This is a genomic window from Enterococcus sp. AZ120, from assembly GCF_050546165.1.
GTDB lineage: Bacteria > Bacillota > Bacilli > Lactobacillales > Enterococcaceae > Enterococcus > Enterococcus faecalis.
Map to the genome: position 1 here is coordinate 1,539,150 of NZ_CP172950.1, position 12,373 is coordinate 1,551,522.

11 protein-coding genes are annotated in these 12,373 nt (G+C 34.7%); 6 read left to right on the plus strand and 5 right to left on the minus strand.

Annotated elements, in window-relative coordinates; translation table 11 throughout:
* Positions 1–195 precede the first annotated feature (195 nt).
* Complete coding sequence (locus IGJ46_RS07415) at positions 196–1,653, plus strand: helix-turn-helix domain-containing protein (protein WP_218391149.1); 1,458 nt, start codon at positions 196–198, stop codon at positions 1,651–1,653.
* A gap of 108 nt (positions 1,654–1,761) precedes the next feature.
* Positions 1,762–3,684: an FUSC family protein gene (locus IGJ46_RS07420; protein ID WP_218391150.1), complete on the plus strand. Its 1,923-nt coding sequence runs from the start codon at positions 1,762–1,764 to the stop codon at positions 3,682–3,684.
* 184 nt (positions 3,685–3,868) lie between these two features.
* Here IGJ46_RS07420 and larE read toward each other — a convergent pair whose 3' ends face one another.
* From larE to IGJ46_RS07445, 5 genes are all read right to left on the minus strand, one after another.
* Positions 3,869–4,705 carry an ATP-dependent sacrificial sulfur transferase LarE gene (gene larE / locus IGJ46_RS07425; RefSeq protein WP_218391152.1) on the minus strand — a complete coding sequence of 279 codons (837 nt, stop codon included), beginning with the start codon at positions 4,703–4,705 and terminating at the stop codon, positions 3,869–3,871.
* Between the two features lie 105 nt (positions 4,706–4,810).
* A complete protein-coding gene (locus IGJ46_RS07430) occupies positions 4,811–5,524 on the minus strand; it encodes an ABC transporter ATP-binding protein (protein WP_010819447.1) in 714 nt (237 codons plus the stop codon).
* Position 5,525: 1 nt separating this feature from the next.
* Positions 5,526–6,311, minus strand: coding sequence for an energy-coupling factor transporter transmembrane component T family protein (locus tag IGJ46_RS07435; RefSeq protein ID WP_010819448.1), 786 nt, complete (start codon positions 6,309–6,311; stop codon positions 5,526–5,528).
* Complete coding sequence (gene cbiM / locus IGJ46_RS07440; protein WP_002361997.1) at positions 6,311–7,297, minus strand: cobalt transporter CbiM; 987 nt, start codon at positions 7,295–7,297, stop codon at positions 6,311–6,313. Before cbiM ends, IGJ46_RS07435 begins: the two co-directional genes overlap by 1 nt.
* An 18-nt stretch (positions 7,298–7,315) precedes the next feature.
* Entirely contained in the window at positions 7,316–7,972 is a 657-nt protein-coding gene (locus IGJ46_RS07445; protein WP_002361998.1) for a Crp/Fnr family transcriptional regulator, read from the minus strand.
* A 159-nt stretch (positions 7,973–8,131) separates the two neighbouring features.
* On the opposite strand from IGJ46_RS07445, the gene larA reads away from it, so the two are divergent.
* From larA to larD, 4 genes are read left to right on the plus strand one after another with little or no spacing between them, the layout of a single operon-like run.
* Positions 8,132–9,406 carry a nickel-dependent lactate racemase gene (gene larA / locus IGJ46_RS07450; RefSeq protein ID WP_002361999.1) on the plus strand — a complete coding sequence of 425 codons (1,275 nt, stop codon included), beginning with the start codon at positions 8,132–8,134 and terminating at the stop codon, positions 9,404–9,406.
* A 37-nt stretch (positions 9,407–9,443) separates the two neighbouring features.
* A complete protein-coding gene (gene larB, locus IGJ46_RS07455) occupies positions 9,444–10,187 on the plus strand; it encodes a nickel pincer cofactor biosynthesis protein LarB (protein ID WP_002379543.1) in 744 nt (247 codons plus the stop codon).
* On the plus strand, positions 10,184–11,458 hold the full coding sequence (gene larC / locus IGJ46_RS07460; protein ID WP_002407516.1) for a nickel pincer cofactor biosynthesis protein LarC: 1,275 nt from the start codon (positions 10,184–10,186) through the stop codon (positions 11,456–11,458). The genes larB and larC overlap by 4 nt, the downstream gene beginning before the upstream one ends.
* 14 nt (positions 11,459–11,472) lie before the next feature.
* Positions 11,473–12,183 carry a D/L-lactic acid transporter LarD gene (gene larD / locus IGJ46_RS07465; RefSeq protein WP_002357197.1) on the plus strand — a complete coding sequence of 237 codons (711 nt, stop codon included), beginning with the start codon at positions 11,473–11,475 and terminating at the stop codon, positions 12,181–12,183.
* Positions 12,184–12,373 lie beyond the last annotated feature (190 nt).

The window sequence follows — 12,373 nt, forward strand, 5'->3', positions numbered from 1 at the left end:
AAACTAAATAATAATTATTCTAACTACTGCTAGCTTATCAACATTGAAATTGCTTTGCCACACACAATTAATGTATAAGGCTGTACATTAATTGTGATGGCCGCTTCTTATTGCGCTTGTGTTAACATATCAATACAAAAATTTAAAGAAAGTAGACTACAATGAACCTAAATTTTACTTTTGGAGGTCCATAACATGTTTCCATCCTACCTAACGAATGAGCTAGAAATTTTATTTTATATAGTCAAGCGAGCTCATACGTCATTAAATGAAATTTCTTCCAATTTAAAAATTTCAAAAAGAACGGTCAAGGAAAATCTGATAAAAATAAATCAAGAATTCGAGGATACTTATCAAATCCAACATTTTATTGTCTCTAACAATAATGGCATTGTTTGTGTAAATCCAGCGTACCGAAAAAGCGCGGTCGAATACGCCTACACGTTAAAACTCAATCTTTTAAAAAACAATGTACAATTTAATTATTGCGTACAATTGGTCACACATTCTTCCATTGATAAAAACGAATTAATTAAAGTTTTATATATTTCTGAACATTATCTGGTGAAAATCACGAAACAACTGAATAACTTTTTTAAAATTTTTGATATAGTAATCGTTAGTATTAAGGGTATTTATCAATTAACTGGCAATGAATTATCGATTCGAGTGTTTTCTTTCATTTTCCTACAAGATTCCTTTCAAGAATTGGCTTGGCCTTTTTCTAAAATAAGTCTTGAAGAAATAAAAAAAAGTCTACCCGATGAACTTCTTGAACGATCCTATAAAAATGTCCGAATGAAGAAAAGAGCGTTTTATATTTTATATGCGATATTTAAAACTAGAACAAGTGCACAAAACTTCTTAAAGATGCCGCACTCTAAAAACCTGCATTCTTTTTTTATTCTGATCAATCAATACAGTCATGTGACTTTATTTTTTCTTGAACACTCCTTCGCTGACATTCAATGCGAAACAAGAAAAACTGAAATTTTATACTTTAATTTTTTATCTCGCATTTTTATCCCTTATATCTTTTCGGAAAAGCAAACGAAACAAATAGAAAAATTATTTATAGAATCTAACCATCCTTATTGTATCTTATCAAAAAAATTGTTTAAGCAAGTAGCCTACTTACTGACAAATCAGCATGATTATCAATACGTTTACTATCTTTCTATTTTTAATGCTTGGTACTTTTTAACGGAGGGCAATTATTATACTTTTTTAACACTTTATTTACCGCAGCCAGAAATTTGTACTCCGTCAGATGTGGCATACTTTAATCGAATAAAAGGAACGGTGGCAAAATTAGTTCACCAAGAAATGCATTTAGAGTTACTCAGTCAACTGCTTTACACATTGTCTGTGTCCGAAAAAAAAGTACAAGTGAGAATCTATTTACAAATTATCAAAGATTTTTATGCAAATTATTTTATTAAAACACGGTTATCCTCCTTATATAATACAAACGCAATCTCTATTACCGAAGACTTCACAAATGCGGATATCATCATCACAGATTCCTTCGAAAAAGCTACTTCTAATCAAGATATTTTCTACTTAGATTCCATTGAAAATGAAGAAAGTTGGCATGAGCTTACAGAATTTATTCAACAAAAATATATGGCTAAACTTAATGTTGGACTATAATTGTGAGTTTTCTTAAAAAGAGCAAATTTGAAAAAAAAATTTAGAGGTGTATACTAGCAGAGGAATAATTTTTTAGCTTTTAATAAATTTTTAAAGAAGGAATGTTTTGTGAAATTATCTATCAAAAAATTTTTTGAGGTCTTCTTAGAATCGTCTTGGGCGTATAGTCGTCCTATACTAACTTTTGATACAAGACAGAACTGGTTTGCTCTTGTTCTTAGTATCATTATTGCAAATGCTGTTGGTGCTGTTCTAACAATAGTCTTTCCTTTCGCTTTTGTTTTAGTAAATGTTGGTAGCTTTTTGGGCACTGTAATTTGTGTCTTACCACGACATAGCTCTCCACAAAGAAGTGCCATAGATGGTATTTTAATGATTTTTCTTGGTGCCAGTCTGGGGATACTTTTACAGTCGTCAAGTATATTCATTATTTTATTATTCGTCCTTGGTTTGTATTTTTCAGGGATTGTGAGAAACTTTAGTATTGGTCTGTATATTCGATGTCTCTTTGGGACCATTTCTTTACTAGCTGGTGCGCAATTAAAAGGCAATTTGTCTATTGGTCAAACTTTTGAAGGTCTGGGTGCAATAATTTTAGGTATGTCCATCCTTTGTTTGTTCTATTGTCTTTATTCTAAGCCGCAAAATAATGAAGCACGAAAATTAGTAGCCGATTTATATGAACAATTATATTTATTAGCACAAGGAAAACCCGCACGCTATGTCCATTTCAGAATAAAAGTACGCGAATCTGTTGAAACGATGCCCTGGGTCAATCATCAAAAAACACCATGGATTTATCCCTTGGTTTCACAAGCAGATGCAATTGCAGGCTCGTTAGATTCAACCAATGCAGCTGAAAATCTTCCTGCTTTAAAAGCAATTCAACTCTTTTTAAAAGGAGAACAATTAACCCTACCTCTTCAAGAATTTGCTTCAGCAAACACCGAAATAAAATCAGCAATCCTTTTGATACAAAACAAACAAACCTCTAAAAAAATCTCATTTAAATCTTTCTTACCCACAAAAGAAGGACTTGCAGAAGCCAAAGAGATCCTTCATTCTTATAAAGGCAGCTCTGCTAGATTCGCAATTCGTTTAGCTTTAACAGGTTTAGTGTGTCATTTTTGTTCGCTTATACTTAATTACATGTACCCTTTGCCTTTAGCTAATCACGAATTCTGGGTAGTTATTTCTGGTTGTTTGATGGTTATGCCAGGTTATCATGGTACACTCGGCAAAATCACTTCAAGAACTATTGGTTCTATTTTAGGTGGTTGTTTAGGCATCTTTTTGTCTCAATTAATTGCTAACTTAACAAACCTAAATCCTTTATGGCCAATGCTATTGTCTTGTTTGCTAGTTATATTGTATGAAACCGTCCGTAAATTAAGTCAAGCATTTCTAATGCTAAGTGTGACCACTTGGTTAACTTTCACATTAGGTGGTAGTTCTGCAGGCTATACAAGAGTTTTTGATGTAATTATTGGTGCGCTGATTGCTTTTGTTATGTTTTTTATTTTCCCAACATGGCATAGTCAAGTATTACGTAAAAATATCAATAGTTGGTCAAAAACGATCAGCTCTATTTTGCTAGCGTTAATCAATGAAGAGACCACGTTACCAAGTGATACTTGGGTACTAGCTTATCGAGTACAACGTAGAGTAAACTATTCTATTCAAGAAATTGTTCTTGAATCTCCTATTTATAGTAACGATGCCTCTGCTGAAAGCTTAATGCAACAAAAACAACTAAATGATCAACTGTTGGAAATGCAAACTGCTATGGAAGAGCTTTTTTTAGAACTTATGAAAACACAACACTACTTAAAAAAATTAACGCCAGTTAGGCCGGACACAATAAACACTGAGTTATTTAACTATTCACAGCAAATACTTTCACTCACGAATCCCAAAAATAATCGACTAATCAACCAGTCCAAACAATCCATTTATTTTCCTCAAATTGAACAATCACTGGTAATCTTAAAAAATTCTACAGCTAATTTCTTTTTAGCAAATATCAAATGATTAAATAGACAAAAAGCCTAGGAAAAATCCAAAGGGAATTTTTCCTAGGCTTAAAAGTTAATAAACTACTGGCAGAGTAATCAATGAAAACAACCGACCTAATCGAGCAGAAAACTTGGTTTTTGTAACGGAATACCCCTGTCCTGACTCCGTTACACCGACTCAATTTTATAAACTTATCTGTCTAACATTCACAAAAAACTTTTTTTTCAGTTTCTGTGAGGATATCATTCATTCGGCCAGATTTAAATCCTTCTAAGTCAAAAGTTACATAATTAAATCCTTGTTTTTTAAGATAATCTGCAATTTTTTCTCTGTTTTCTAATAACAGAGAAAGTTTGTCTTCTGGAATTTCAATCCGTGCTAAATCATGATGTGCTCTGACACGGACAATTGGAAAACCTATTTCCCGTAAATATTTTTCACTAGCAAATACTTGATCAATAGCTGAGCGTGTTAACTTAATGCCATAAGGAATTCTTGAAGCAATGCTACATGAGGCAACTTTACTCCAATTGGAAACACCTGCGTCTTTAGCAAGTTGACGTATTTCGATTTTATATAATTTAGCTTGTTGTAGCGGACTGATGACCCCTTCTTGATCTCTTGCTCTTAATCCAGGACGAAAGTCAGTATTATCATCCATAATCATCCCATCGGCCAGAACATCAAATCCCTCTTTCTGAATAGCCGAACGAATAGTTTTATATAATAATTTTTTACTGTAGAACCAGCTATTAGGGTTATTTGCAACAATTCTATCATCCGCTAATTCGCTCATTTCAAGGCCTAACACATTTGCTCCCAACCCATTAGCTAAATCAACCGCTTTATCAAACTCATCATCAGAAAATAATTCTGAATTTACAACAACCGCAAGTACATTTTCAGCACCTAAAGTGTCCAAAGCTTTTTTTAGCAAGTAAGAGCTATCAATTCCACCTGAATATGCAACAGCCAACTTATCCATTTTTTGTAATTCGCGAACTAAATTTTGTTCTTTCGTTTTCATGACAGACATTTAAACCATCTCCTATTGATTTTCTTTTACATAATTAATTATAGACATCTCCACATTAGAAAAAATCACGATTCATAGTATCAATTATTGTCAATATTTGTACACTTAATACCGTTTTAAATGTTGTAACAAGTTAGCATTGGCTTCTATCTCTTCCTTTGAGTACCTTGTGACAGCCGAATCAAACAATAAAATGGAATCAGCTTCCTCGCAAATACTCAAATAGTCATGGGTGGAAAGGATAATTGTTTTACCAAGTTGATGCAGATTTTTTATTATCTTTTTAAATAATTTTTCCGATTCTTTTGTCAACCCAGCAAACGGCTCATCTAATAAATACACGTCTGGATTCATTACTAACAGACTAGCAAAAGCCACTTTTTTCTTTTCTCCTCCCGATAATTGATAAGGCACTTGATTGCTTAAATGGGTAATTTTTAATAAATTCAAACAATCATTAATTCTTTTTGCTGTTTCATGCTCGGATAGTTGGAGCTGTCTAGGGCCAAATGCCAATTCGTCATAAACTGTTGCATTAAATAATTGTGTGTCCGTCTCTTGAAATAATATACCCAAATGAGCATAATACTTCTTTTTATGAATAGGGTCTTTTTTCCAGTCCGTTAATGATTGTTCCATAAAATAAATCGTTCCCTCGGAAGGTTTTAAAAAACCTGCGAGCAAATTTAAAAAAGTGGATTTGCCACTGCCGTTATCTCCCATCAAAACCAGATATTCTCCTCTGGCTATTTCCAAATTACAAGGCGAAAAAACAGGCTTCGTTTGATAGCGATAAACCAAATGATTTACTCGATACATATTAGTTCCTCCCTAAATAAAGCAACCCCCCGAAAAATAAAAGATAGGCAATACTAACCAAAAAATCTTTCGTTTTTAATGGTTGCTTTACTCGATAATATTGACCAGTATATCCTCTTGCTTCCATCACCATGTCCAACTTTTTCCCATACGTAAAAGATTTTAAAGAGATAAGACTGATTAAATTACTACCCGTACTCAACTGGATATTTCCACCAACTGCTCTAGCTTCTACAGCGGCAAGCAGTTGGATTAAGAGATTTCCAAAGAAAAAGATATATTTAATCGTAATATCTAATTGTAAAAGTATTATATTCGGAAAATGAAAGATTTTTAATGCTGCTATAAATTGATTCATGTTGGTTGTTTCCATATATTGACTAATCGCTATGGCTAAAAAAAACAAATGAACAATAAATAATAAACTAAATTGACCTAAAAAAAAGATCGGTAAATAGATAATCAGCGGCATCAAAATGAGGATACTAGCTTTTTTGACAATGTTTCGTAGAATAGTTGGTTTTTCAACTAAAAGTAACATGCCTAGGTAGATGCCTAAGAGCCACAAAACAAGAACTTTTTGTGTAGTGCTGATTAAAACAATTAGTAAAAAAGTACTGATCAGTTGAATTGCTGGGTGTATATCACTGAGAATAGTCTTATTGCGTTTCCCACTCACCTGAAATTTATTTAATAAAAAAAGGATTCCTTTTCGATTTTTAAGCATAAAGGTTTCTTTTTTATTAGGTTCAAAGGACGTGGAAGATTCTTTCATCCATTCAGGCATCAACTTTGCCTTCTTCCATTAAATAAACGAAAAATGAGTAAAAAAACGATTATGGCTGTTACGCCACTTAAAATATACCCAAGTGCTAATGGCAGTCCTGGAATAAAGTAATCACTGAAAAGTGCATGAAATGAAAAACCATTCACCATACCTTTTGGTTGTACCGCAGGCAAATGATTCTGTTTTAAATTCTTGACTAATTCAGATAAATCCCATTCACCCCAAGCAGTGGCATGATCAATCAAACCTAATGGACATAAAATTACCATAACCAATAACAGTCTCTTTAATCGCAACAACGGAGTCCTTTTCTTCTTTTCTTCGATAAAAATTGCATCTTTTGACACACTTTTTACAAAATTATAGACACACACGGTGAAGAGACCTTCAACAATTCCTATTACTAACAGATGGACACTCATCATTGCTGGTATAGTTATAGAAAGACCATATGGGTTATAAAGTGGCGTACCATTCGCTTCATGGAATAATAAGGGTTGGATACCTAATAATACAGAAGTAGAAAATGCCGCAACATTTACACCAAGATACCCAGCTAAGAAAAGACCCATTGTTTCAAATTTTTTTACACGCGTAACTAGCTTATAAACTCCATATCCCACGAATGGCATCACAAACGCCATAGAAAAGGCGTTTGCACCAAAAGCTAATATACCACCATCACCAAATAAACAAGCCTGTAATAGTAAAGCCACCGAAACAGACAGCGTCGCGGCCCAAGGTCCCATCAATAATGCGATGAGAACAGCCCCAACAGCGTGCGCAGTTGTTCCACCAGGTACTGGCAAATTAAACATCATTATTAAAAATGACAAGGAGGAGGAAATCCCTAACATGGTCCCTGTATCTTTTTTTAATTTAATTTGAACGTCAACTTTTTTTACAGCGCGGTACCAGACAGGTACCATAATCGCGCCCATCACTGCGCAAGTTTGTGGGCTTAAATAATTTTCTGGAATATGCATGTTCGTCAGACTCCTATCTTATCGATCAATATAATCAGCTAAATAACTTTGATCGTAAATCACAATTTTTTGTTTTTTGATATCGATGACTTTTTCCTCTTTTAAATCATGGATAATTCGGTTTACGCTATTTCTCGTTGAAATCCCGCAAAACCCCGCAATATCCTCATTAGTTACTTGAAAATCAATTAATATTCCTTCCTCTGTCTGTACACCAAACAAATCAATTAATTGGTAAATAAAAGTACAAACAGCCCCTTTCTTACCATTCATTGTCATATTCTGTAAGGAACTAATACTCTCCGATAATTTTGCACGGTAGTAATCCCGTACATAATCTTGAAGAACAGCATCTTCTCTAACATATTCCCAAAATACAGTCCTTGGTATCCGATAAAAGCTAGCCTCTTCCGACTCAATGCGGATATTAAAAGGAGCAGATGTATAATTTGATACTTCATCACGTAACAATGAAATAATGTCAGGAGACACAATATACGACAGATTAAATTCTCGTCCATCCTTTAAAATAATACTCGTCTTAACGACCCCTTTCTTTAATACATAGGTGTACGCTTCCTCCAATCCATGATAAGCGAGATAAGTATGGCGTTTTTTTTTGATAATCGGTGTCTTCTTTCTATCTAAGAAAGCTGTAAGATAATCTGACTCCATAATTGTCACTCCTTTGACTAAGTTTCTGTTTGATTCGTTAACTATTATAAACACTCTCACCAACCTTTTGTTAGCAAATGTTACCCACAATAAGGACTGTGTGATTTCTAAATTTCATTATACTTAGTCTCGTAAAATATTACTTAGGAGATGATTGCTATGGTAGAAATTAACCTACCTTATGACAAGAAAATGATTACTGCAAGAATTCCCGATAAAAATTTTATTGGGCTTCTCGAATCAAAAGCTGAACATTTTTCAAATCCATATACTGAGAAAGAAACAGTCGAAAAATCGCTGGACAATCCTATTGGAAGCCTTCCATTAGAAGAATTAGCTAAGGGTAAAAAAGACATTGTCCTCATTAGTTCCGATCACACACGTCCCGTTCCTTCACATATTATCACCCCAATTATTTTGCGTAGAATTCGTTCAGTGAACAAAACAGCTAGAATCCGGATTTTAGTTGCTACAGGCTTTCATCGCCCTTCTACACGAGAAGAACTGATTAGCAAATATGGTAAAGCGATTGTAGAGAATGAAGAAATCGTTATGCATATCTCTACTGATGATTCCTCAATGGTCAAAATCGGTCAACTACCTTCAGGGGGCGATTGTATCATTAATCGCATTGCAGCAGAAGCAGATTTACTGCTGGCCGAAGGGTTTATTGAATCACACTTTTTTGCAGGATTTTCTGGTGGACGTAAATCTGTTTTACCTGGAATTGCTTCTTATAAAACCATCATGGCTAACCATTCTGGAGAATTTATTGATTCCTCCAACTCACGGACAGGAAATTTAACGGATAATCCGATTCATAATGACATGGTCTACGCTGCCGCTAAAGCGAATCTAGCTTTTATTGTTAATGTCGTTTTAGATGGTGACAAAAAAATTATTGGTTCCTTTGCAGGCGATATGGTTGAAGCGCATAAAGTTGGTTGTAACTTTGTAAAAGAAATTGCCCGTGTCAAAAAAATACCTTGCGATATTGCGGTTTCAACGAATGGCGGATTTCCACTTGATCAAAACATTTATCAAGCAGTTAAAGGGATGACCGCTGCAGAAGCAACCAATAAAGACGGCGGTGTCATTATTATGGTCGCTGGATGTCGTGATGGTCACGGTGGTGAAGGTTTTTATGAAAATATTGCCAATGTTAAAAATCCAAACGAATTTTTAGAAGCAGCCATCCATACACCACGATTAGAAACCGTGCCAGATCAATGGACTTCGCAAATTTTAGCGCGAATTTTAGTTCATCATCATATAATTTTTGTTTCAGATCTTGTTGATCCTGAGCTTATCACTTCGATGCATATGGAAATAGCAAAAACGTTTGATGAAGCGTTAGAGCGAGCATTTGAAAGAGAAGGTCTAAATGCAAAAGTGACTGTGATTCGAGATGGCTTGTCTGTCATTGTAGAATAATGATCCTTGAGAAATCAGGAATAAGGAGCGTTGTATTATGCAACCGAAAGAAATTTTAGGAGCTTTTAAAGAAGGAAAATTATCTTTAGAAGAAGCAACAAACAAATTAAATGGCTTTTGCGAATTAGACTTTGCAAAAATTGATACGCAGCGTAAAGAAAGAACTGGGTATCCAGAAGTCGTTTACGGGGAAGGGAAAACAATTGAGCAACTCATCAAAATTATCAATAGCTTAAGAAAAGAAAACAATACAATCTTAGTTACTCGCGTTTCACAACAAAAAGCCCAACCTTTAGAGTCGAACTTTCCTCATGGAACCTACTATGAACTTGCACGTTGTTTCGTTATCAACCAAATGGAGACTACAACAAAAAACTATATTGCGATAGTTACTGCTGGAACGTCAGACATGTCCGTTGCTGAAGAAGCAGCAATCACTGCAGAAACTTTCGGGAATCAAATAAAACGTATCTATGATGTAGGCGTTTCTGGCATTCATCGTTTGTTCGCTCACCTAGATGAGATTCAACAGGCTTCGGTGGTTATTGTGATTGCAGGCATGGAAGGTGCACTGGTGTCCGTGCTAGGCGGACTAGTTAGCGTGCCAGTGATTGCCGTCCCTACTAGCATAGGCTACGGTAGCAATTTCCAAGGACTGACTGCTCTTTTAGGAATGCTAAATAGTTGTTCCTCTGGCGTTAGTGTAGTCAACATAGATAACGGGTTTGGTGCCGCTTATAATGCAAGTATGATTAATCAAATAAAGGAGTCTTCACTATGAAAAGCTTATTTTTAGAACCATTTTCTGGTCTTAGTGGTGATATGTTAAATGGATTGTTGCTTGACTTAGGCGGGGATTTAAACAAACTGTTAATCGAATTAAAAAAACTTCCCATCGATGGGTTCACCATTCAAGCCCAACGAATTGCTAAAAGTTGTATTTACGGAACAGATTTCGATGTTCTCCTACAACATGGAAAAAAGGATTACGGTATAAAACACAGTCTCTCTCCTCACCACGAAAATGAACATCATGAAACGAAAGAACATGCACATCATCATAGCCATTCTAGAAATTTAAAAGATATTTATACATTAATTGAAAAAAGCGACTTGTCCAATTTTGTAAAAAAACATAGTAAAAATGTTTTCTATGACATTGCAAAAGCTGAAGCTGCTGTTCATCAACAAACAATTGACACTATTCATTTTCATGAAGTTGGAGCAATTGATTCAATTGTTGACATCGTTGGCTTTTTTATCTTATGGGAACAGTTAGAGATTGAACAAGTCTATTCAACGCCAATTACAGATGGAAGTGGCACTATCACAATTGCCCATGGAGTCATGCCAATACCAGTTCCTGCGGTGATGGAATTACGTAAAGAAACGAATTTAATCATTCAACAAGACTTTGAGATAAAAACTGAACTTGTCACACCGACTGGCTTAGCTATTTTTAAAGAACTTAGTCCTCTATTTGTCGCACCAGAACAACGATTAATTGAAAAAATAGGTTACGGATTTGGCAAACGGGAAACAGGCAAGTTCAATGCCCTCAGAGGATCAATCTTTACTGAAACACATAGTAAAAAAAAGAGTACAGAACACCATGACCAAGTTTTAAAAATTGAAACAAATATAGACAATCAAACACCTGAACAGTTAGGTTACGTAATGGATCTATTATTGGAGCATGGTGCTCTAGATGTTTTTTTCACGCCCATTCATATGAAAAAAAACCGAAGTGCCATTCTATTAACGGTTTTAACAACAACAGAGGAAAAAGAATATTTTACAGAACTACTCTTTAAACATACTTCTACAATTGGTATGCGTTTTCAAACAATGGAACGTAGTGTAATGGACCGTTCTTTCAAAATCTTGGAAACACCTTTTGGTAAGGTCCATATTAAAAAAAATCATTATCATGGCCTATTGAAAGAGTCTATTGAATACCAAGATTGTGAACGAATTGCTAAACAATATAATTTTACAATTGAGGAAGTCTATCGCCTCGTCCAAACATTAAATAACAAAACTATTGATTAAAGGAGCTTTATCTTATGTTTCATCATATCTTATCAGAATTTATGGGAACTGCATTAATGATCGTATTTGGGGTAGGTGTTCACTGCGACGATGTCCTAAAACGAACAAAATACGCTGGTTCTGGTCACATGTTTGCAATCACTACTTGGGCTTTTGGAATCTCTGTTGTTCTGTTCGTCTTTGGCGGAGTCTGTATTAATCCAGCAATGGCCCTCGCTCAAGCTATTTTAGGAATGATTCCATGGTCTTACTTCATTCCCTATGTCATCGCTGAAATGTTAGGCGGCATTTGTGGCGCCGTCATTGTTTATATTATGTATGCTGATCATTTCAAGCTATCCGCCGATAGTGTCGATCCAATCGCCATTCGTAATATTTTTTCTACAAATCCGAACCAACGAAATTTACCAAGAAACTATTTTGTTGAAACTTTTGCAACGTTCATTTTTTTAACATCTATTTTAGCGATTGCACATTCCTACGAAACACAACTACCCATTGCTGTTGGCTTGCTTGTTTGGGCAATCGGCATGGGGCTAGGTGGTACTACAGGATTCGCAATGAATCAAGCACGTGATTTAGGTCCTCGTATCGCCTATCAACTTTTACCAATCAAAAATAAAACCAATAATGATTGGCAATATGGGTTGATTGTTCCCGGAACTGCACCGTTTTTAGGAGCCATTTTTGCGACACTTTTCGTAAAATTTTTCCTAAAATTCTAATAAACCAACTAAATTTCTAAAACAAAAAAATATATAAAATAGAAGCTAGTCTCTAAATTTCTTCTATTTTATATATTTTTATTTTAATCACAAGATTTTTTCTGTGTCTTAGAGAGTAAGAATTTAATTTATTAGCTTTTTCGTTATCGGTTTTATGCAAAAGTCAGTTTGCTCTAACAGCTAGAGTCCT

Excerpts from the sequence above, each read along its gene's own strand:
- IGJ46_RS07415 (WP_218391149.1), top strand. The coding sequence starts at position 196 with ATGTTTCCATCCTACCTAACGAATGAGCTAGAAATTTTATTTTATATA.
- larE (WP_218391152.1), bottom strand. The coding sequence starts at position 4,705 with ATGTCTGTCATGAAAACGAAAGAACAAAATTTAGTTCGCGAATTACAA.
- IGJ46_RS07430 (WP_010819447.1), bottom strand. The coding sequence starts at position 5,524 with ATGTATCGAGTAAATCATTTGGTTTATCGCTATCAAACGAAGCCTGTT.
- IGJ46_RS07435 (WP_010819448.1), bottom strand. The coding sequence starts at position 6,311 with ATGCCTGAATGGATGAAAGAATCTTCCACGTCCTTTGAACCTAATAAA.
- cbiM (WP_002361997.1), bottom strand. The coding sequence starts at position 7,297 with ATGCATATTCCAGAAAATTATTTAAGCCCACAAACTTGCGCAGTGATG.
- IGJ46_RS07445 (WP_002361998.1), bottom strand. The coding sequence starts at position 7,972 with ATGGAGTCAGATTATCTTACAGCTTTCTTAGATAGAAAGAAGACACCG.
- larA (WP_002361999.1), top strand. The coding sequence starts at position 8,132 with ATGGTAGAAATTAACCTACCTTATGACAAGAAAATGATTACTGCAAGA.
- larB (WP_002379543.1), top strand. The coding sequence starts at position 9,444 with ATGCAACCGAAAGAAATTTTAGGAGCTTTTAAAGAAGGAAAATTATCT.
- larC (WP_002407516.1), top strand. The coding sequence starts at position 10,184 with ATGAAAAGCTTATTTTTAGAACCATTTTCTGGTCTTAGTGGTGATATG.
- larD (WP_002357197.1), top strand. The coding sequence starts at position 11,473 with ATGTTTCATCATATCTTATCAGAATTTATGGGAACTGCATTAATGATC.